Raw genomic sequence first — 21,839 nt, 5'->3', positions numbered from 1 at the left:
GTCATGATTGAACTATACTGATAAGCTTTCAATTGGTTATGGCGCGTTTTTTGATAAATACTAAGGCGTAGTATGGATAATCAGATAATGGCTGAAGAATATGCCATTTCACAAGATAAACAGCGTGAAATTACGAAATTATGTATTCAAACGGCGCTATTGTTGTTACAACATGGTGCTGAAAGTATGTTGGTTGAACAGCTCTCAACGCGACTTGGGCTGGCTTTAGGCGTTCATCAAGTTGAAACGGCCATTTCAGCCAATGCGGTGGTATTAACGACAATAGTTAATGGTCATTGCCAAACCTCAACACGAAAAATTGTTGATCGTGGTATCAATATGCATGTTGTTACCGAAGTTCAGCACATTGTTATTTTAGTTGAGCATCATCTCGCGGATATTGATGAAGCAAGGAAACGTTTTGAACATATCAAACCACTACGTTATCCACGTTGGATAATTATTGTTATGGTTGCACTTTCTTGTGGATGTTTTTCCAAATTGAATGGCGGTGATTGGGATGGCTTTTTAGTCTCTGCTTTGGGGGGAGGAATGGGAATGTGGGTTCGTCAGCTCCTCACTCATCGTCAAGTAAATCCTTTAATCAACTTTTGTATTACGGCATTTGTTGCGACATCAGTATCAGGTTTATTGCTAAAACTCCCTTATTTTCAAGTTACTGCCACTATATCAATGGCCGCGAGCGTTCTATTATTAGTTCCTGGATTTCCTTTAATTAATGCTGTTGCTGATATGTTTAAAGGTCATGTTAATACAGGACTCGCACGCTGGGCGATGGCGACGATGTTAACACTTGCTACCTGCTTAGGGGTTATTTTAGCGATGGCAGTATGGGAGTTAAGAGATTGGGCATAATCAACATTATTCTAACGCTAATTGAAGATATGATTTTAGCGGCAATACCTGCGGTGGGGTTTGCAATGGTATTTAATGTACCGTTACGTGCATTAAAATATTGTGCGTTGTTAGGTGCAATAGGGCATGGCTCTCGTACGGTATTAATGATAAGTGGTATGAATATTGAGTGGGCAAGCTTTTGTGCCGCTATTCTAGTCGGTTGTATAGGTATTCAATGGTCACGCTGGTGGTTAGCTCATCCAAAAGTTTTCACTGTTGCAGCGATTATTCCTATGTTTCCTGGGATCAATGCTTATGTTGCGATGATCTCCGTGGTGAAGTTGACTCAAATAGGCTATAGCGAAGAAATTTTTGAAGCTTTAGTGACTAATTTTCTTAAAGCTTCATTTATTGTGGGTGCTCTTTCTATTGGGCTATCTTTACCAGGATTGTGGTTATATCGTAAACGTCCCAGTGTATAAATGCTTTATACCGCATGTTGTAGCGAATTTAATGTAATATCCAGTTCGTTTTTACCAGAAATAATAATTTGAATTCTTAATTTATTTTCTGACTCTAAATTAGCATGCGCTTTAACATCTTCATTGTTCGCATGCTTTTTGGTTATTTCCACGAGCTCATTCATTAAATTCAGCATATTCTCATTCATTTTATCTATTCCATTAAAATACCAATCTTTAAACCATAGCAAAGATGTTTTTACACAATGACATGAATAGCGCCTTTTTCTAGCACTTTTCATTTGTATTGTTTTAGTAAATCCATCAAAAAATGAATTAAAAAGATATCTTCAAATAAATAAAAAAGGTATGGTAAGCGCAAATAAAAATAAGATTATTAGTTGGTTATTTAATAATAAATCTTATTAGGTTTAATAAAAGAGAGTATAAGGTAGATAGCACTTTGAGAAAAATATTACACTATATTGTTTTAGCGTTAGGTTTATTTATTATTACGCTAAATGTATCCGCACAGGCACCGGAAAATTTCACTAAAGCAAAACAGCTAGCCAGAGAACGCATTTATTATGATCAAAATCAAAACAACCAAGGTACGCTGTATTGTGGTTGTCATTGGGAGTGGGTAGGAAAATCGGGGGGACGTGTTAATTTAGCCAGTTGTGGTTATCAAGTGAGGGCACAAGCCACCCGAGCTTCACGCATTGAATGGGAACATATCGTCCCTGCTTGGGTTTTTGGTCATCAACGTCAATGCTGGCAAAATGGTGGGCGAGCTAACTGTGTTAAAAACGATCCTATTTTTGGCAAAATTGAGGCTGATTTACATAATCTAGCGCCTTCGATTGGAGAGGTGAATGGTGATCGCAGTAATTTTAGCTTTGGTCAATTATCATCTCAAGCGCCTTATCAATATGGCCAGTGTCGCAGTCGGGTCGATTTTGCTTCTCGCACCTTTGAGCCTCGTAATGAGGTGAAAGGCCAAGTTGCACGTGTCTATTTCTACTTACATGATCGTTATAACCTCTCAATGTCACGTCAACAACAACAGCTTTTTATGGCATGGGATAAAGCTTACCCACCAACACCGTGGGAAAGAGAGCGAGATAATCGAATTGCTAACATTGTTGGGCATCATAATCCCTTTGTTACGGGACAAATGAAGTGGCAGTTAGGACATAAAAATAGTGGTGCAGGATTAACTGCAACATATCGTCCTACAACTGACAAAATAGAAATGCCTAAAGCGCCCACAGTCTCCCAAGATGAGCAGATCAAAGGTAATCTAAATAGTAAAATTTATCATTTTTCACACTGTACTGGTTATAGAACCATGTCAGATAAAAATGCGGTATATTTTAAAACCGAAAATGAAGCAACTAAAGCGGGTTACCGATTAGCAAATAACTGTAAAGCGCTTTAGTCTACATCTGTTATATCCAGCGTCGAACGTGGCGGCAATATTGTCGCCACGCTTGTGGAAACCGCTCACTTAATATTTTCTCTTCTTGCACAATAGTATAGCGATCGGTAATAAAGTAGAAGGCAAGCGCAGCCCCTAAAAATCCCCAGTTACCAAAAATAAAAAACAGCCCAATACTAATATCGAGAAAGCCAAGATACATAGGATTTCTACTTATTTTATATGGACCTGTGGTGACTAAATGGCGCGGTGTCTGGTGAGGGTTAGGAGATGTATTATGTTTGATAAAAAAGTAAAGGCAGAAAAATAGCCAAATCCCTGAAGTGATGATCGTTAGAGCACCTAAATAGAAAAAAACACCGGGTTTTATATTGCCTGAGTGTAGTTCAAAGCCAATAAATGGGATGCAATTGAGTAGCAGCCAATAAATAAAAGGTAATTTTAAAAAACGCATTTTATTCCCCTCAATAGCGCTCTTTGTTAGCAAAATGTTAACTTAATCGCGTTATTAATGACTTAAATATTGAAAAAATTTTTGTTCTGTCATTATACTGTCATAAAGCTTCGTTAATTTTCACTCTAACTCCATGATGGGGAATATGAATGACAGAAGCAATCAAAATTTTAAATCACCAAGACAAAGCTGGTAGCAACTGTGCATTGATGTTTAATGCTCAAGTTTGTGACCGGCTTTTTTGTTTTCTACAGCGCAATAGAGTCTGAGGGAGGCTCACCTTATTTTCTAGTCAAACAATGATTGTTCTGATGACTTTTTGAGACTAACAAAGGTAAATACCATTATGAGTAGACAAAAAGTAGCAACACGTTTACGTAGAGAAAATAAACGTACATTACGTAAAGAGCAACGTAATGCCGCCCATCGAGATAATGTTATGGTTTTACCAGGATTTGGGGATCTAGAAACAATTGGTATGGCGAGAGAGAAACGTGATCAACGAACACTCTCTCCTCGCAATGAAGTTCAACGCCAATATATGAACGCTATTAAACATCAAAATTTGGTTTTTGCAACAGGGGAAGCGGGGTGTGGTAAAACGTTTTTAAGTGCAGCAATGGCTGCTGATGCCCTTATTAATAAAGAGATAGAGCGAATTATTGTTACTCGGCCTGTATTACAAGCTGATGAAGATTTAGGTTTTCTTCCTGGCGATATAGCAGAAAAATTCGCGCCTTATTTTCGTCCTGTCTATGATGTATTAGTTAAACGTTTAGGCGCCTCTTTTTTACAATATTGTTTACGGCCTGAAATAGGCAAAGTTGAAATAGCCCCATTTGCCTATATGCGAGGACGTACTTTTGAAAATGCATTTGTCATATTGGATGAAGCGCAAAATGTCACCATTAATCAAATGAAATTATTTTTAACGCGAATGGGAGAAAATGTGACAGTGATTGTTAACGGTGATATTACTCAATGCGATTTACCTGCCAATGTAAATTCAGGATTAGCAGATGCACTAAGTCGTTTTCAAGCTAATGAGCGTGTTGGTGTCATTAAATTTAATGAAGAAGATTGTGTGCGTTCTAGTCTATGTCAGCATGTATTAGCAGCATATAGTGATTAAAATATTTCTTTAGCATAGCAATAAAAAAGGCAGCATATTAAATAAGAGTATTAATATGCTGCCGATAAAAAACATTCATGTTATTTAAATTACTATATGGCATACATGAGCATAATAGTATGTGGATAATATTACTTAAAATAATCAGGCATAAAATCCTATGCTAATAGGGGATAAGAGAAGTAACTGTAAGAGAAAGGAGAATCAATACAGTAAGTAAATTATATAAATAGTTTACTCACTGTATTAAGATAGAAATTAATTAGCTATTAGGCTTTAGGATCAAGACCAAATCTATTTTCACCTCTAGTACCATCTAAGCACATAAAAATAAACAGGATCAGTCCGCCAACGAAAGGAATAAATGATAATAAAATCATCCAACCAGATCTATCTTGGTCATGAAAACGGCGCACTGTCACGGCAATATTAGGAATAATAGTTGCTAAAGAGTAGATACCGATAATAATCAAAGCAGCAAAGCCTGTACCACTCATTTCACCAGTATAACTGTCGATAGAAGAGAACATGATCCCATATAACACAGCTAAAATAATGGTATTTACCACTATAAACATCCAATATTCTTTTCGACGCGCACGACCTGAAAAATTAGCATAATTATTTTTAATAACCTCTAAGTACCAATTCATTTTTCATCCTTAATTCAATAGTAAAAATACATAGATTTAGGTTAATCTCTATTATTTTTTGACTCAGTCAAATTCTAATAATCAATTGAAGATAATAAAATTATTATTTGCTATTGTTTTTGAATTTTTCACTCTAAAAATATAAATAAATTAAGTTCAATATGTTATTTTTAGCTAATAAAGAGTAACGTCAAGCTGCGGTATAATAATTAAATTACTGTTCTGTTTCAATAATAATTAAATATTATTTTAGTGAAAACTTTTGATTGGCTTAATGGTTTATATTTTTTTGTTTAAATTGACTGTGTAAATTGGGTTTTATTTCTGTTATTTATTTAATTTTGATGAGTTGATAGTTTTTTTGTTTGTTTTGTCAGGAGTTGTGTTAGGTGAATTATTGTTTATATAAGTTAAATATTAAAGATTTCTTCGCTATTATCATTCCTATAAAAAGGCAGCATATTAAATGAGGGTCTTAATATGCTGCCGGTACAGCCAACTCGTTTTATCTAAAATACGCTTAGCTTACATCTTCATTATCCATAACATGATGACGCTCTGCATGATAACCTTCTTCATTAAAGCCAAAACGCCAATAAGGGATAGCATAAATCTGTCCGCGCTCATAGCCTTTATCACGACGAATATAACGTCTTAGTGCACGGATAATTTTATCTTCTCCGGCGATCCAAAATGCCACATCTTCCTTTGGTAACGACCAAGAGATAAATTCATCAATCAGAGGTTGAGTTTGTGTTTCAACAGAGCCGACTAGCCAAACAATTTCTAGCCCCTGAGGAGCATCAATGATTTGGCGATCGGATTCATTTTCTATGCGGATCACCGCTTTACCCTGTACATCGGGTGACATTGTTTCAATTAATGCCATTAAAGCGGGTAATGAGCTGGGATCGGCTGCCATATAGTAATGAGAGGCGGGAGCCAATAGGGGATCAGGGCCTCCAGGATTAGTAATGCCAATATAATCACCTACCTTGGCATTTAAAGCAAAATTAATGGCCGGCCCTGCATCTTCATGAACCGCAAATTCAATATCAAGCTCTTTTAATTCAGGACGAATAGCTCGCACACTGTAAGTTCGTACTATCGCTCTTGGTTGGTTTTCGGGCCAACTAGGGCCTTTGTCAGTGAGTGTTGGAATTGTTGGTTTAGTTTGGCCTTCTACAGGTAAAAATATTTTTAAATGGGCACCCCCTGTGTGACTTGGATAATTGTCCAAGTCATCGCTAGTAAAGGTAATAGAGCGCATGCCCGGCGTGATATCTACTATACGTTTTACTTGCACCAAACGAGGTGGTGCAGGACGATAAATATTCTTTTGTTGCGTGCTGTCTTGATTACTCACGTTTATCCAACCCATCTAAGCTATTTATTACTTGTTATATATTATCATTTACAATCAATAATGATAGTCATTATCACTATTAACACTAATTTAGTAAAGCCATGAATAAGATTGACTTGTCGAAGCGTGATGTAGTTCAAATAAGATGTAAATAAAGAAAATAAAAATCAACAAATTAAAGCGCTTGTATTTTTATGAGGGGAGAGTCACTAACAGTAACGCGAGTTAAAAAGAGGAATTTTTTTAACTAAAATAAAGCGGGAATTTATCCCGCTTTATTTTTATATTACCTGATTGATTTTTTACTTTACTTTCATTCCCGCTGCCGTCATTAAAAAACGAAATAGCGAAGAAACGGCAAATAGCGCTAAAACACTACAAAACCAAATGGTAATTAACCAACCCCATTTTTTCAGTAATGAGGGTTTTGTTTCAGGGTTCGGATCAGTGATAGCCTTCTTCATAATTGGTTTTTCCTCTGAATACGTAATAACTCCAGAATGTATAAACGAGAATAATGGGAATGATAAATAGCGCACCAACGAGCATAAAACCTTGGCTTTCCGGTGGTGCTGATGCATCGATAAAACTAATTGCCGGCGGTATAATATTTGGCCAGATACTAATCCCTAGCCCAGTAAAACCAAGAAATATAATCGCTAGAGAAGCAAAGAAAGGTAAGTAATGACCTTTTTTCTTTACTGCGCGAATAATCAACCAAGCGCTATATAACACTAGCAGTGGTACAGGTAAGAAAAAGAAAATATTGGGTAGTGAAAACCAACGTTCAGCAATCGCCGGTTGTGCTAATGGTGTCCATAAACTGACTATGGCTATCACTGCTAGCATAACGAACGTTAATGGCAAGATCACTTTATACAAACTCTGTTGTAAATGGCCTTGAGTTTTCATAATGAGCCAGCCACACCCTAACAGTGAGTAGGCAATGACTAGACCAAAGCCACAAAACAGGGCAAAGGGTGATAGCCAATCAAAATAGCTTCCTGCAAAAGTACGGTCAATAATGGGTAAACCTTGAACAATACTACCGACGACTATACCTTGCATAAAGGTGGTTAATAGAGAGCCGACAATAAAGGCGTTATCCCAAAAAACTTTATGAGTGTCATCGGCTTTAAAGCGAAATTCAAAAGCAACGCCCCTGAAAATAAGCGCAACTAGCATGATAGTTAAAGGCATGGCTAAAGCATCAAGGATCACTGAATACGCTAAAGGAAACGCACCAAATAGCGCCGCACCACCTAAAACTAGCCATGTTTCATTGCCATCCCATACTGGGGCGACAGTATTCATCATTAAATCGCGATCTTCTCTCTCTTTTATAAAAGGATAGAGCATGCCAATGCCGAGATCGAAGCCATCCATCACAATATACATTAATGTGCTAAATACGATGATGATGAACCAAATAACGGGTAAATCAATTCCCATCTTGAACCTCCGGCGCACCTTTGCGGATAAGTTTTAACATATAGGCATATCCAATTCCGAATACAGATCCATAAACGATAAAGAAAATCAGTAGGCTAATGCTCATATGCATTTCACCATGAGCAGATACCGCATCACGTGTTCGTTGTATCCCATACACAACCCAAGGTTGTCGACCTACTTCTGTAGTAAACCAACCCGCTAAAATGGCAATTAATCCTGAAGGAGCCATTAGAAAAGTGAATCGCAAGAAGAGGTTAGATTGATATAATTTTTTCTTATAACGTAACCATGTGCCCCATACACCCACTAAAATCATCAGCATGCCAAGGCCGACCATAATACGAAATGACCAAAAAACAATCAGTGAATTTGGCCTATCATCTTTAGGAAATTCTTTTAGTGCTGGTACTTGTTTATCTAAACTATGAGTTAATATCAGGCTACCTAAATAAGGAATTTGAAGGGCATATTTGGTTTTTTCTTCATCCATATCCGGTATACCAAATAGAATTAACGGTGTAGCCTCACCAGGATTATTTTGCCAATGCCCTTCAATCGCGGCAATTTTGGCGGGTTGATGTTTTAACGTATTTAAACCATGCATATCACCAATAAGTGCTTGAATAGGCGCTAAGATTAAGATAATCCATATAGACATCGAGAGCATCTTCTTCATTGCAGAGGTCTTGTTGCCTTTTAATAAATGCCATGAAGCCGAGGCGGCAATAAAGAATGCCGAAGCAAGAAATGCAGCAACGCCCATATGAGCAAGACGATAAGGGAAGGAAGGATTAAAAATAACCGCTAGCCAATCAACGGGAACTACTTGATTGTTGACGATTTCGAATCCCTGTGGTGTTTGCATCCAACTGTTGGAGGCTAAAATCCAAAATGTTGACATTAATGTACCCAATGCCACCATGCAAGTGGCGAAAAAGTGTAATTTTTCACCTACTTTGTTCCAGCCAAATAACATCACACCTAGAAATCCAGCTTCTAAGAAGAATGCTGTAAGTACTTCATAAGTCAATAAAGGGCCGGTGATAGAGCCGGCAAAATCGGAGAAAAAGCTCCAATTAGTACCGAACTGATATGCCATAACGAGACCAGAGACGACGCCCATAGCAAAGTTAACAGCGAATATTTTTGACCAAAAATGGAATAGCGCTAAATAATCCTTATTGCGAGTTTTTAGCCATAAGCCTTCCAAGACAGCTAAGAAGCTGGCTAGCCCTATAGTAATTGCGGGGAAGATAATATGGAAAGAAACGGTAAACGCAAATTGGATACGCGCCAAATCAAAGGCACTTAACCCAAACATAAACAACCTCATTATTTTGATATACAAATCGCGCTGATCTGTAAATAGCAGGTAAATCGTGTGGATAAGTAGACCATATGACAGTAAACTATAATAGTGACAATAAGTTTAAAAACGACTATAACAGTTTGAGGGTGAATAGGTAAATATGACTCGATATGAACAGCTTGCGGCACAGATACGCCAACAAATTGAAGATAATATTTGGCAATCAGGTGATCGTTTACCCTCATTACGGGATACGGTTAAACAATCAGGTTTAAGTTTAATGACCGTTTTACAATCTTATCAACTGTTAGAAAGTCAAGGGTGGATCACCGCTCGTCCGCAATCAGGTTATTATGTTGCACATCGCAATACAGGTTTTGCTCAAGTAACTGCCAGCAAAGGGCTACATATGAGTGAAAATGTTGAGATAAGCGCCTCTATATTCAATGTTCTTCAAGCCTGTAAAGATCCCAATATCATTCCGTTCGGTTCCGCCTTTCCAGATCCCAGTTTATTCATTCAACCTAAATTAAGCCGAGCATTAGCCTCTGCCGCTAGACATTTAGCCCCTCAAAGTTCAGTGATTAATTTACCTCCTGGTAATGAAAAACTACGTCGTAATATAGCCCAACGCTATGCACTGCAAGGTATTCATGTATCGCCTGACGATATTGTGATCACCGCAGGTGCGATGGAATCATTAAGTTTTAGTTTACAAGCTGTTACTGAGCCAGGAGATTGGGTTGTCATAGAATCTCCTGCTTTTTATGGCGCATTACAGGCGATAGAGCGTTTACGATTAAAAGCGATTGCCATCAAAACCGATCCGGTGACAGGCATTTGTTTAGATGAGTTAGAGAAGGTGGTAGAACAATACGACATTAAAGCGTGTTGGTTGATGAGTCATTGCCAAAATCCATTAGGTGGCACTATGCCTGATGAAAATAAAATCAGACTAGTAGAAATTTTAGCGGCAAAACAGATAACCTTAATTGAAGATGATGTCTATGGTGAACTGTATAATAGTCCAAAAGCGCCAATGCCTGTGAAAGGCTTTGATAAATCCAATAGCGTATTGCACTGCGCTTCTTTTTCTAAATGTTTAGCGCCAGGATTTCGAGTCGGGTGGGTCGCAGCCGGAAAACATGCGACTAAAATACAGCAGTTACAAATGATGAGTACTGTATCAGCGAGTATGCCAACACAACAAGCTATCGCTGACTATTTATCACAAGGGGGGTATGACGGGCACCTACGTCGCTTAAGATTATTATTAGAGCAGAGACGTTATCGTATGTTACAGGCCATACAAACGCATTTACCTAAAGATGTTAAAGTGAATATTCCTGTCGGAGGCTATTTCCTATGGTTAGAATTCGAGCCAAGCTTTGATGCTAATTCATTGTACCATTTTGCTCTCGAAAGAGGGGTGAGTATTGCACCAGGTGCTATGTTTTCGACCAGTTCACAGTTTAATCATGCTTTTCGTTTAAACTCTTCTTTTCAATGGAATGGTCAGACTGAAAAAGGAATGCAAATTATTGGTGAAGGGTGTCGAAAATTACGTCGTAAATAGAACATTAGCGTACGTATTCATCAGTTAAATGGTCATATTGCACGGCATTGAGCAAATATCACTATAAAGTGATGCTAGCCCTCTAATTAAGGGCTAAATTAACGGCTGCAAAGGTAAGTAAACTGCCGGCAATGCCATCATTATAACGGCGTCCTTTATCACTTAATCCGCCTTTTAAACCAATATAAGCGAAAATCGTACCTAAAAAGCCATAGATAAATAGACAAATAGTGATAAATATCCCAGATAAAAGCAGAGATTGCATAGCGATATCATTCTGGTTATTGATAAAATTTGGTAAAATAGCCAGATAGACGAGTAAGCCTTTCGGATTAAGAAAACTCGTTAAAAAGCCCTTGCGAAAGAGATGTGTTTTTTTATCTGCATGTAGTGTGAGTTGGCCTTTTTGGCAGGCAGATATCAGCATTTTGATTGCTAAGTAGGTAATATAAATCACACCTAGCCACTTTAGTAGATAAAAGAAAATGGGATAGGTTGCCATTATCGTTGCAAGACCCAAAGCACTAAGAATAGCATGTGTGATATAACCTGAAATGACACCGATATTGGCAAACCACGCTGATTTTATTCCTCCCGCTAATCCTTGTGAGGAGATAAAAAGAATATCGGGGCCAGGTGTGCAAATTAAAGGCAGTACTGTAAGGGCAAAGAATAACAAAGTGTTAAATTCCATCTTTTTCACCTGATTGAGCAATTGAAGAAAATATCGTTTTTGCTGTGCAATTTAGCTGAAAAATTATATGATATTTTCGTAAAAATCGGGTTGCTTTGTTGCTAACAAAAATAATTAATTGGCAATAAAATTCCACAAATAGAACTAAGGTTAATCTTTGATGTCAATAAAATTGGATAAGATAGACAAGCATATTTTGCAAGTGTTACAGCGCGATGGCAAAATTCAAAACATCGAACTGGCAAAAGAAGTGGGACTCTCACCATCTCCTTGTTTACGTCGTGTACGTTTACTTGAAGAGTCAGGTGTGATCACGCGTTATGTTGCCGTATTAGATGGTAGTAAAGTTGATGCAGGATTATCTTTATTTGCGCGAATTTGGTTCAGAGCACAAGATGCTGAAACTATTGAAGAATTTGTAAAGGCGATAAAAGTATTACCCGAAGTGGTTGAATGCCATCTAATGGCGGGAGAATGTGATGCACTTATTCGCATTGTGACAAAAGATCTCGCCACTTATCGCCGTTTTCACGCTGATTATTTAACACAAATTCCTAGCATTCAAAGCATAAAAACAGAAGTACCCATGGAGACGGTAAAAGTGAGTTTTGCTTTACCATTGCAGTAATACTCTATTTGGTGAAGGTAATAATCATCCAATAGAAATTATGTTATTAAGCGTCTTTTAAGGACTGAGCTCTGCATTCAACAGGACTCAGTCCTTTCTCTTTTATTATTTATGGGCGTAAAAAAACTTGAGGTTGAGATAACTCAGGATGAGTATTAACACTGACCTCGGCGCCATACCATTTTTCAATATTCTCAGCGGTGAGTACATCTTGAGGTGTACCTTCGCAAACTAATTTTCCCTGATGCAGTAATAAAATACGATCAGCATAAAGGGAGGCGAGGTTGAGATCGTGCAGAACACAACACACCATCAAATTTTGCGTTTTGACCAGTTGCTTTAATAAACGCAAACTTTGTTGCTGGTGGTAGAGGTCAAGTGCCGATGTGGGTTCATCAAGAAATAGCGCAACATTCTCAGGTGTCGGTTGCCAAAGTTGAGCAAGCACTCTAGCAAGTTGCACTCTTTGTTGCTCTCCACCTGATAATTGACGGTAATCTCTTGTTTTAAGCTTTAAACAATTGGTTTGTAATAGCGCGGTTTCTATTGCGATTTGTTTATGTTTTTGCCCATGTGGCGCTCTTCCCATAGCGACGACTTCTTCTACAGAAAAAGAGAATGATAGCTGGCTGTTTTGTCGCATAACAGCACGGTTTTGCGCTAATAATTGACTATTCCACTGTGAGTAAGTTTTCCCTTTAAAAAAACATTCTCCTTGTGTCGGGGGAGTATAGCCGGTCAATAAACGTAATAATGATGATTTCCCAGCACCATTCGGACCAATGATTGTGACAAGCTCACCGGTATTAAGTGCAATAGAAACATCCTCAAGAATAGTTTTATTGCCGATTTTATAGCTCAAGTTATTGCCATATAATAATGGAGTGTGTTGATTTTCCATCATGACATGCGTCCTGCTGGTTGTCGTAAAATAAGCCAAAGAAAATAAGGTCCACCAAGAAGTCCGGTAATAAGTCCTACAGGAATTTCCGCAGGGGATACCAAGGTTCTTGACAGGGTATCTGCGGCTAATAAGAGTATTGCTCCCCCTAATAGGGTGGCCGGTAATAACCAAATATGGTTACTGCCTAATCGCATACGAATAAGGTGGGGCACCACAAGACCAACAAACCCAATAACACCACTTAATGCAACGGCACAACCGATTAAAATGGCACTGAGTAGTAGTAAAATAAATTTTGTTTTTCTTACATTTAACCCTAAATAATGTGCTTCTTCATCACCGAGTTGTAATAGGTTAAGTTTATGACCTTGCCAACAGGCTAATGCACTAATGGGAATAATCACGAGAGTTGCAATCGCCAAGGTGTTCCAGTCTATTTTACTTAAAGAGCCCATCATCCATAGTGAAAATTGGCGCAGTTGCTGATCTGTGCTGATATAGCTCAATACACCAATAAAAGACATACAAAGCGCATTAATGGCAATTCCCGCTAGGAGCAATCTTGCCAAGTTACCATCACTTAATTGATGCAATGAAAAAATAATCATTGCCACTATTAAGCCGCCAATAAAGGCGGCAATAATATGACTGTAGAAAGAAAATACGGATAAAAAAGAGAAGGGTAAAATAATCACAATAGCGACCATTAGCGCAGCACCACTGCTAATACCTAGTAATCCAGGATCGGCAAGTGAGTTTCTAAATAGTCCTTGCATGATGGTGCCTGATATGGCTAAAGCGCCACCGACGAGAATAGCTAATAGTACTCGAGGTAAACGAATATCAAGCCAAATTTGCCACTCTATATCATCAAAAGAGCGATCCCATAAAGTACTAAATGAGAGTGCTAGCGGGCCGCTATTAACAGAAATAAGCGTAATGATGGTAAATAAGATGAGTAAAATGGCAATACTCATCCACGGTGAGCGAAAACGAGACATTATTGCTCCAATGCTTGACGAATTTGTTGCATAACTTTGGGGGTTGATAAGGTAAAGCCTAATAAACCCATATCATCAACAACGATATAGCGCTTATTTTTACCTGCGGGGGTGTACTTTATGCCGGGCAAGTCCCACAGTTTTTCGATACCTCCAATACCTTTTATTCCCTCTTTAGTGACCAACAAAATATCAGGCTGGCTGGCAATAACCCCTTCTTGTGACAGTAAGCGGTAACTACTAAAACCTTGCATAGCATTTTTTCCGCCTACCAGTGTGATAATCGTATCTGCAGCAGTATTTTGACCGGCAGCCATAGGGGCAACACCACCATGGCTCATGATATAAATAATTTTTTTATCAATAGGCGTCGTGGCAATTTGATTAATAGATTGAGTGAGCTTTTCTTTTAATTGCTGACTCTCTGTTTCTTTTTGTAAGAGGGTTGCAATGGCATCGATTTTTTCATTAATGGCTTCTAATGAACGTGTACCCGTAATAGTTTCAACAGGTACACCTGCTTTTTCGATACGACGTAATGCAAAAGAAGGGCGAGCTAATTCGCTAGCAATAATCAGCGTCGGTTTAACCGAAAGAATACCTTCAGGATTGAGCATGCGCATATAACCCACATCGGGTAATGATTTAACTTGCTCTGGTACTAAACTCGTACTATCTCTAGCAATGACCTGATCGCCTGCACCTAATGCAAAAACAATTTCAGTAATATCACCACCAATAGTGACAATACGTTGTTTAGCGAGGCTGGTGAATGTCATCAAACTACACAGGATCAAAAGAAGCCATTTTTTCATTGAGCTATCCTTCTATTAAGCTATTTTAGCAAGAGCGTTGAGTTGCTCACGCCATTGTTGTTGTTCTTTTGTTCCCTCAGTGCGTTGTCCATAGAGCTGAGCAATCTGTTGACCTTTGCTATCAAATAGTTCAAGACTTGTGACAAAACCATCTTGGGTTGGCTTACGAGTGATCCAGCTTTCCACAATTTCGCTCTCAATTAAATGCAGTGTAAATGCAGGATTAAAAATGTTAATCCATACTTGTTCACTATTTTCAAATTGATGAGGTACTAAACGATCAATTTTACCGGTAAAGATCTGTACACAACCTCGATTTCCCACGAAAATCATAATTTCATTTTGTACTTCTTTCGCCAGTGCTAATAATGTTTTTAAGGCACTATTATCTACTTGATAAGCTAAATCATCACTGACCGCTTTGAACGCTTGCTGGCGACTGAGATTATTTTCTTGCAGGATTTTAAAGAATTGATGAACGTCAGTCATCGAGCGCCATTGCTGTTCTAACTGTTGTGCTAATGCCGTTGTTACCGGTGCATCAGTAAAAGATTTAGCGGGGGTAATCTCTAATACGGGATTTTCTGGTGATAAATAAGTATCGATTAAGGTATTCCATGCGTCCATATGAGTATTATCAGTGGTATACACTTTATGGAGAGAATCACCATGAAGATCAAAGAATTGAATACTATGACGAATGCCACGAGCCGTCTCTTCGGTTAATGCAAAGATACTTGCCCAATGAGAGAAGAAAAAGCGTAAATCGAGGGCTCGAGGGTTTAAGATCAATCCTGCATGATCGTTAAAACGAGCATTGGTATATTCACCAAGATGTTCATGAACCGCAATTTCATTACGAGTAATGGCTTTCACTTCGCCTACGGTTGCGAGAGCGGTTAAAATATCACGAACATCACCATGTAAGCGTTTAGCATCGTGCCCAACACGCGCGTGAGTAAGCTCAGCTTCACTTACATTAAGGTAAGTTGCTAAATCACGCGCATAAGATGCTTTTTTTTCATTTTTTGCTTGCAGGTAGCTCTCATAAAGAGGTTTAGTCACGGAAACTCCTATTGTTTCGTTTATTTTATTGTTAATTACCATTGATAACTCACCAGTACTTTTGCATTGCGCCCCTCTTGAGGAATACCCGCAGAAGAGTAGTATTTTTTATCAAATGCATTACCCAGTACCAGTGAGGTTGTTAGCCCTGTTAATGAAGCACTACCTTCATAACGGAGGTAGAAATCATTGACACCATAACCCGCTTGTTGGCGATTGGTCGGGCGATTAAAGCGATCATGTTTTGTAAAATCTGTTTTTTTAGTAAATTGTCCCACCCAACCTACGGAAAAATCACTATTGGGTACGGGAATATCGAGGCGACTGGTTAATGTATCTGGCTCAATAGAGGTAATAGAGGCATTACTGGCATTATCTTTTCCTTTTGTATGGTTATAAGCCAAATCCCAACTAAAGAACTTCGATTGATAATTCATCTCGATATCCCAACCCCAAATAGTTGCTCTTGGAATATTCGTCGATTGTGTATATCCCTGAAAAATAGCGACATCTGTATCAATATAATCTTTTGCACGCGTATTGAAATGGGCAGCTTTAATTTTCAGATTATCATTATTAGATAATAAGTCGTCGAATTGAAAACCGAACCCGTATTCAGTTGTTGAATTGGTTTCGGGCTTTAAATTAGGGTTAGGGCGCCAGTAATTGGTTGGTGCTCCGGGGAATGGGGCATCAAAATGTTTAGCATCGTTATACATCTCGCCAATTGTTGGTGCTCTAAAAGCTTGAGCATAAGAGGTATAAAGCATTAACCAATCTGTGGGTGTAATACTAACGGCTCCTTTTGATGACCATTTATCAGCGCTGATGTCATCATAACGATCATTTTGACTGCTATATTTATCAAACCTTGTACCGACGATGAATGAAATGGGTACATCACGTAAAGTCATTTCATCTTGTAACCAGCCTGACATAAAACGAATATCTGCTTTAGGGAAGCTTTCGGCATTTGCACTGGGTGATTGCTTTTGCTTATAGATCTCACCGCCATAAGTTAAAGCGTGAGCAGCAAAGGGGTAGGTGGCTAATTGAGTGCGATTTTCAATTTTAATGCCATAGGTTTTTTGCTCTCTACCTTCAAATCCTTTTTGTTGTGTTTTCGCATTAATATCTACCTCGCTGTAATAGGCTTGTGTTTTTAGGTTAATCCATGACATATCACTAGGATGATATTGATAGGTTAACTGTGCATCTTTTTGTGTTGTAGTACGATTTGTCGCTACATTAGCCGGTGTTGGGTTATTGGCGAGTTGTGGATCCTTAGGCTGTTGTGCGTTGTTATGATAATAGCGTAATTGGCCACTTAACGTATTGCTATCATCAATAAACCAACGTCCTTTAGATAATAAGTTAATGATTGTTTCATCGTTTTGCGCACGATAACCGCCTCCATAGCGAGTTGTACCTTTATCACGAGCGGAGAGGGCGAGTAATCCATCGAAATTGTCTTGTTGACCAAAAGCGGTAATGCCAAATCCTTGACTCTGTTGTGCCGTATTACCAAGGGCTGTAACACGCACACCACCATGTTCATTTTTTGCAAGCAAGTCGCTGGCATCAACGGTATCATATGCCACAACCCCACCGAGGGCACCGCTTCCATATAAAAGTGCTGAAGGGCCACGAACCACTTCAACTTGTTTAATGAGTAGAGGATCGACAAAAATACTGTCAATATGACCTGTATCAGTACCTTGGCGTATGCCATCTACTAGTGTCAAAACACCGTTACTACTGTAGCCACGCATACTGATAGTTTCACCGTTTGTGCGGCCAGCTCCTGATATTGAAATGCCCGGTATATGACGCAACAACTCCGTGGCACTTCCAGCCGTTTCTGTCAAAGCACTGTTATTTTTTATGACGGTCGACATCATTGGTAATGTAAAGCTATCTCGCTCGTTACCTGTTGCATAAACCGTTATTATTTGTGTGTTTCTCTCCCCGCTATTTTTTTCTCCATAGATTTGATTTTTATTTTCAGCGAATGCACTGCTAATCGCTGTTGCAACAACTAAAACACTCACCTTTATGCATCGCGATGATTGAGACATACAGGTCGATCTCCGTTATTAAAATGGGCTGCTAAACTCAACAGCCCGTTATGATAAAAATCATTGCTCTTTTTATTGTTTACCAGCGATAACTGACAGACATTTTGATATTTCTAGCTTCTTGAGGCACACCTACCGTTGAGTAATACACTTTGTTGAATGCATTATCGAGTACCAATGAGGCTTGTATATCTTTATTATTGGATTGATAGTTGACTGCAAAACTATGCACACCATAGCCAGGGTATTGCTGAAGATCTTCTTTTAATCGAGTAGTCACTTCCTCTGAACCAGGGTATTTATGTGTGCCTTTTTTGGCCGTTGGACCGGCAAACTTTCCTGACCAAGCAACAGAAAATGGTGTTTTGATAATGGGTACATTTATAAAAGCGGTTAATGTTTCAGGGCGCACCATTGAAATAGTCTCTAGAGACGACAGTTCCAAGGTTTTAGTTTGATTGTAATTTACCCCCATAGCGATGTATGGATGAGAATATAGCAATCTTAAATCAAAGCCGTGAATAAGCGCTTTAGGCAAGTTAACTGATTGAAATAATAAAGGTTCACGAGCATCTTTAATGGGAGATAACGCAATATGACTATTTTTTAATTGGATAGGCTTACGACTATGATACCACTGTTGATAAGTAATGTGGTCAATCGATTCAGTGCTGTAATATGAAGCTTTAATGTTTATCTGGTCATTGGTAAAAATCAACGCATTTTTTTGTAAATTGATACCATGTTCCCATGTTCTATTCGTCTCTGGTTCTAATGTGGAATTTGGAACCCAACGAGCATCATAGCTTTTCTTATTAAAAGGGGAAATTATAGTGAAATGTACTGAGTCATTATACATTTCGCTTAAAGTCGGCGCCCTAAAGGCAACAGAATAAGAAGAATAGATCTGTAACCATTTGGTCAGTGTGAGACGTAACGCAATATTTTTAGAAATATTTTGATATGTTTCTTGATATTTGTCGGCGGAGGTCATGTCTCCTTTTTTATTTAAGTCTTTGTAGTAATCTAAAGTTTTACTGTTATCAGGGACATTTTGATAATAGTTGTAACGAAGACCCGCAATTAAAGTAATGGGTAATAGAGGGGTATTGAACGTGTTATGAACCCAACCTGAGGCATTATCCATATGTGATAAAGGGAAATTTTTAGCCTTATTATTCGATACCATCTTCTGTTTTTCAGCATCAATGCCGATAATCACAGATTGAGTCAACCTATCTTGAAAGTAATTTAAATTAAAGGCGTTTTCTACTTTCATACCATAGGTATATTGGGTACGTTTTTCAGAATTACCTAGCACACTTTCTATGTCTGGATATATTTCTTTGCGTGTATCCGTCAGAAACGTATGCGCAATTTTAAACTGAGAATAATAAAGTTGAGTGCTCAGATCGAGCCAATCATAATTATTTGGATTTAAATGATAGGTGAGTGAGATATCATTTTGTTTGGTGGCTCGATACATATTATTACTGTCTCTTTTTCCAAACCCTCCCATTCGATTTAAAACTTCTCTTTGCTCTCCTGCATTATTATATTGACGGGCAGAAAAAATAACGGTTTGTTCCTCTGTAGGGTAAACATAGGCTTTTGCAAAATAATTTTTGATACGTTCGTGGTTATTTAATATTGAGTCATCAGCAATACGTATCGGGCCACGCTCTCTTTGGCTATAAGCCAATAACCCTTCCACTAACTGATGTCTACCTGCGATCACACCACCATAAGAAAAATGTTTATCCGCAGAAGAGAATGAGCTAAATAATTTAGCACCAAGGTTTTTATTGGCGTCTAATAACTCATTTGGATGGAGAGTTGAGAACGAAACAACGCCACCTAGCGCGCCACTTCCATGTTTAACCGAAGAGCCACCATGTTTGACTTTAACGCGCGAAATAAGTGAAGGTTCAATAAAAAGGCCACCAAGCTTGTTCATAGTATTATCAATAGGTTGATGAATACCATCCACAAAGATTTTGACACCTCTTTGATCGTAACCACGCATCATAATATTGCCACCATTGGTGATCCCCGTCCCTGATACGGTGATCCCCGGGATTTGTTTTAACAATTGTCCCGTGGTAGATGCGGTTTGAGCTTGTGCTGAACGGGTATCGACGACAGATTGAAAATCCGTTATTTGATTGTCTTGTTGCCCAATAACAGTCAATGTATCTGTCTCTACTTTTTCAATATGAGCAAAAGTAGTCGGCGCGTATAACAGACAAATTGCTGTAGCTAATGTGGAGTATTTGAAATTTCTTTTCAGCATAGACATACCATTAATATCCATAAAAGTCCTTGTATATGGAGTGAATTAGCTGGCTGCCTAGCAAAATAGGTGGCTTGCGAAAAGGGATTAAATAATTATTTTGTTAGGATAAGTTTTCCTGTTTTTGTTTGGCGTAACTGATACAACTCTCCGTTATGTTGAATATAAACCACGCCCGATTTACCCAGTAATTCTATGCTATTTATAGATTGAATGACTGGGGAGCTTGTTTCACGTGTTATCGATGAATCGTTTAAATTATGAACATTTTTATTCATTTCAATAGCAATACTGATAGAGGTTATGATTATGATAATCATTATCGTTATCAGAATATTTTAGACAAGCTTTTTTTAACGTAAACGTCTAAATTTAAGATGATTAGTAACAAAAGAACAACAAAAATAGGGTGTTAGAATAAAAATCATACAGTTGATTAGCGTGGGAGAAGATAAAGCTTAATCTTAATGAAGATGGATAACGACTTTTTGTGTAAGTTAAAAAGGAGAGGTAAAACTCTCCTTTTTGGCGATATTATTTAAATCGACTTTCAACCGCTTGAGCTAATAATTCCAGTAATTGTTCGGTATCTTCCCAACTGAGACAAGGATCAGTGATAGATTGTCCATAGGTCAGCACCTTATCTGCTGTGACTTTCTGTGATCCCTCTTGTAAAAAGCTTTCTGCCATAACACCGACAATAGCTTGTGAACCATCCGTAATTTGTTGAGCGACATTGCGTGCAACTTCAAGTTGGCGACGATGAATTTTTTCACAATTACCATGGCTAAAATCGATGACCAAGTGTTCAGGTAAATCAAGTTGTTTCAGTGCATCAACAGCATCTGCTACATCACTGGCATGATAATTAGGCTTTTTACCACCACGCATAATAATATGACCGTAGGGATTTCCACTGGTTTGGTAAATTGTCATACGTCCCGTTTTATCAGGTGATAAAAAGGTGTGACTGGCACGAGCGGCACGAATGGCATCTATCGCAATGCGTATATTACCGTCAGTGCCATTTTTAAATCCCACAGGGCAAGAGAGGGCGGAGGCCATTTCACGGTGAACTTGACTCTCTGTTGTTCTTGCCCCGATTGCTCCCCAGCTGATTAAATCTGCAATATATTGCCCCGTGACCATATCAAGAAATTCAGTGGCTGTGGGGAGTCCTAATGCGTTGATCTCAATTAGCAGTTTCCTTGCAATACGAATGCCTTCATTAACATTACAAGAGTTATCAAGGAAAGGATCAGAAATAAGGCCTTTCCAACCAATAACGGTACGCGGTTTTTCAAAATAGGTTCTCATCACGATTTCTAGACGGTCATGAAAACGCGCTTTTTGTTGATTTAGTTTTGTTGCGTACTCTTTAGCCGCCTTGGGATCATGTATAGAGCAAGGGCCAATAATAACTAATAGTCGTTTATCTTCACCAGTGAGAATAGCTTCAATGCGTTGACGGGCAGAAGTGATATTACTGATAATCTCTTGTGAGATGGGTAACTCATTAGCTAACGTTTCCGGCGTTACTAGGCTGGCTAAAGCCTTTGTCCGTAATTCGTCTGTTTTTAACATAATTTATCTCAATAAAAATACAGGGTAAGTCTACCCAGTGATTAAGATCACAATAAACGAAATTCAGCTAAT

Annotated in this window: 22 protein-coding genes; 6 read left to right on the top strand and 16 right to left on the bottom strand. The window is 38.4% G+C overall.

All coding sequences use genetic code 11. The features are described 5' to 3' along the window. Nucleotides 1–72 precede the first annotated feature (72 nt). A complete protein-coding gene (locus PMI_RS06985) occupies nt 73–876 on the top strand; it encodes a threonine/serine exporter family protein (protein WP_004243198.1) in 804 nt (267 codons plus the stop codon). Then, the gene (locus PMI_RS06980; protein ID WP_004243197.1) at nt 852–1,340 is read left to right on the top strand and encodes a threonine/serine exporter; all 489 of its coding nucleotides are present in this window, start codon (nt 852–854) and stop codon (nt 1,338–1,340) included. The genes PMI_RS06985 and PMI_RS06980 overlap by 25 nt, the downstream gene beginning before the upstream one ends. 5 nt (nt 1,341–1,345) lie before the next feature. Here PMI_RS06980 and PMI_RS06975 read toward each other — a convergent pair whose 3' ends face one another. Continuing rightward, complete coding sequence (locus tag PMI_RS06975) at nt 1,346–1,528, bottom strand: hypothetical protein (RefSeq protein ID WP_004248195.1); 183 nt, start codon at nt 1,526–1,528, stop codon at nt 1,346–1,348. Between the two features lie 254 nt (nt 1,529–1,782). On the opposite strand from PMI_RS06975, the gene PMI_RS06970 reads away from it, so the two are divergent. Continuing rightward, nucleotides 1,783–2,760, top strand: a complete 978-nt coding sequence (locus PMI_RS06970) for an endonuclease (protein ID WP_004243194.1) — start codon at nt 1,783–1,785, stop codon at nt 2,758–2,760. Between the two features lie 10 nt (nt 2,761–2,770). Here PMI_RS06970 and PMI_RS06965 read toward each other — a convergent pair whose 3' ends face one another. Then, a complete protein-coding gene (locus PMI_RS06965; protein WP_012367996.1) occupies nt 2,771–3,214 on the bottom strand; it encodes a methyltransferase family protein in 444 nt (147 codons plus the stop codon). Between the two features lie 346 nt (nt 3,215–3,560). Here PMI_RS06965 and phoH point away from each other — a divergent pair, with 346 nt between their 5' ends. Continuing rightward, complete coding sequence (phoH, locus tag PMI_RS06960; RefSeq protein ID WP_012367995.1) at nt 3,561–4,346, top strand: phosphate starvation-inducible protein PhoH; 786 nt, start codon at nt 3,561–3,563, stop codon at nt 4,344–4,346. Between the two features lie 269 nt (nt 4,347–4,615). On the opposite strand, the gene PMI_RS06955 is transcribed toward phoH, so the two are convergent. The 5 genes from PMI_RS06955 to PMI_RS06940 all read right to left on the bottom strand — a co-directional run bounded on the left by PMI_RS06955 (nt 4,616) and on the right by PMI_RS06940 (nt 9,141). Continuing rightward, the gene (locus PMI_RS06955; protein ID WP_012367994.1) at nt 4,616–4,999 is read right to left on the bottom strand and encodes a DUF805 domain-containing protein; all 384 of its coding nucleotides are present in this window, start codon (nt 4,997–4,999) and stop codon (nt 4,616–4,618) included. Nucleotides 5,000–5,519: 520 nt separating this feature from the next. Then, the gene (locus tag PMI_RS06950; protein WP_004243188.1) at nt 5,520–6,380 is read right to left on the bottom strand and encodes a siderophore-interacting protein; all 861 of its coding nucleotides are present in this window, start codon (nt 6,378–6,380) and stop codon (nt 5,520–5,522) included. 287 nt (nt 6,381–6,667) lie between these two features. Continuing rightward, nucleotides 6,668–6,829 (bottom strand): DUF2474 domain-containing protein, encoded by a 162-nt coding sequence (locus PMI_RS18980; protein ID WP_004243187.1) that lies wholly within the window; start codon nt 6,827–6,829, stop codon nt 6,668–6,670. Beyond that, the gene (gene cydB / locus PMI_RS06945) at nt 6,810–7,817 is read right to left on the bottom strand and encodes a cytochrome d ubiquinol oxidase subunit II (protein ID WP_012367993.1); all 1,008 of its coding nucleotides are present in this window, start codon (nt 7,815–7,817) and stop codon (nt 6,810–6,812) included. The genes PMI_RS18980 and cydB overlap by 20 nt, the downstream gene beginning before the upstream one ends. Next, complete coding sequence (locus PMI_RS06940; protein WP_012367992.1) at nt 7,807–9,141, bottom strand: cytochrome ubiquinol oxidase subunit I; 1,335 nt, start codon at nt 9,139–9,141, stop codon at nt 7,807–7,809. The genes cydB and PMI_RS06940 overlap by 11 nt, the downstream gene beginning before the upstream one ends. Before the next feature lie 148 nt (nt 9,142–9,289). On the opposite strand from PMI_RS06940, the gene PMI_RS06935 reads away from it, so the two are divergent. After that, nucleotides 9,290–10,705, top strand: coding sequence for an aminotransferase-like domain-containing protein (locus tag PMI_RS06935; protein WP_012367991.1), 1,416 nt, complete (start codon nt 9,290–9,292; stop codon nt 10,703–10,705). Between the two features lie 82 nt (nt 10,706–10,787). Here PMI_RS06935 and PMI_RS06930 read toward each other — a convergent pair whose 3' ends face one another. Continuing rightward, nucleotides 10,788–11,399, bottom strand: a complete 612-nt coding sequence (locus PMI_RS06930; protein WP_012367990.1) for a LysE family translocator — start codon at nt 11,397–11,399, stop codon at nt 10,788–10,790. A gap of 160 nt (nt 11,400–11,559) precedes the next feature. On the opposite strand from PMI_RS06930, the gene PMI_RS06925 reads away from it, so the two are divergent. After that, nucleotides 11,560–12,027: an Lrp/AsnC family transcriptional regulator gene (locus PMI_RS06925; protein WP_004243182.1), complete on the top strand. Its 468-nt coding sequence runs from the start codon at nt 11,560–11,562 to the stop codon at nt 12,025–12,027. A 109-nt stretch (nt 12,028–12,136) separates the two neighbouring features. On the opposite strand, the gene PMI_RS06920 is transcribed toward PMI_RS06925, so the two are convergent. The 8 genes from PMI_RS06920 to PMI_RS06885 form a co-directional block, all read right to left on the bottom strand. Continuing rightward, entirely contained in the window at nt 12,137–12,931 is a 795-nt protein-coding gene (locus tag PMI_RS06920; protein ID WP_004243181.1) for a heme ABC transporter ATP-binding protein, read from the bottom strand. Then, nucleotides 12,928–13,932 carry a FecCD family ABC transporter permease gene (locus tag PMI_RS06915; protein ID WP_004248185.1) on the bottom strand — a complete coding sequence of 335 codons (1,005 nt, stop codon included), beginning with the start codon at nt 13,930–13,932 and terminating at the stop codon, nt 12,928–12,930. Before PMI_RS06915 ends, PMI_RS06920 begins: the two co-directional genes overlap by 4 nt. Continuing rightward, nucleotides 13,932–14,747 carry a heme/hemin ABC transporter substrate-binding protein gene (locus PMI_RS06910; RefSeq protein ID WP_004243179.1) on the bottom strand — a complete coding sequence of 272 codons (816 nt, stop codon included), beginning with the start codon at nt 14,745–14,747 and terminating at the stop codon, nt 13,932–13,934. The genes PMI_RS06915 and PMI_RS06910 overlap by 1 nt, the downstream gene beginning before the upstream one ends. A gap of 15 nt (nt 14,748–14,762) precedes the next feature. Then, nucleotides 14,763–15,812 carry a hemin-degrading factor gene (locus PMI_RS06905; protein WP_036907935.1) on the bottom strand — a complete coding sequence of 350 codons (1,050 nt, stop codon included), beginning with the start codon at nt 15,810–15,812 and terminating at the stop codon, nt 14,763–14,765. A gap of 35 nt (nt 15,813–15,847) precedes the next feature. Next, a complete protein-coding gene (locus PMI_RS06900) occupies nt 15,848–17,890 on the bottom strand; it encodes a TonB-dependent hemoglobin/transferrin/lactoferrin family receptor (protein WP_012367988.1) in 2,043 nt (680 codons plus the stop codon). Between the two features lie 79 nt (nt 17,891–17,969). Further along, nucleotides 17,970–20,204 (bottom strand): TonB-dependent receptor domain-containing protein, encoded by a 2,235-nt coding sequence (locus PMI_RS06895; RefSeq protein WP_012367987.1) that lies wholly within the window; start codon nt 20,202–20,204, stop codon nt 17,970–17,972. A gap of 74 nt (nt 20,205–20,278) precedes the next feature. Next, the gene (gene hemP / locus PMI_RS06890; protein ID WP_004243175.1) at nt 20,279–20,503 is read right to left on the bottom strand and encodes a hemin uptake protein HemP; all 225 of its coding nucleotides are present in this window, start codon (nt 20,501–20,503) and stop codon (nt 20,279–20,281) included. A 214-nt stretch (nt 20,504–20,717) separates the two neighbouring features. After that, complete coding sequence (locus PMI_RS06885; protein WP_004243174.1) at nt 20,718–21,767, bottom strand: 3-deoxy-7-phosphoheptulonate synthase; 1,050 nt, start codon at nt 21,765–21,767, stop codon at nt 20,718–20,720. Nucleotides 21,768–21,839: the final 72 nt, after the last annotated feature.

This window comes from Proteus mirabilis HI4320, assembly GCF_000069965.1.
Taxonomy (GTDB): domain Bacteria; phylum Pseudomonadota; class Gammaproteobacteria; order Enterobacterales; family Enterobacteriaceae; genus Proteus; species Proteus mirabilis.
This window is presented reverse-complemented; position numbering and strand designations above follow the sequence as displayed.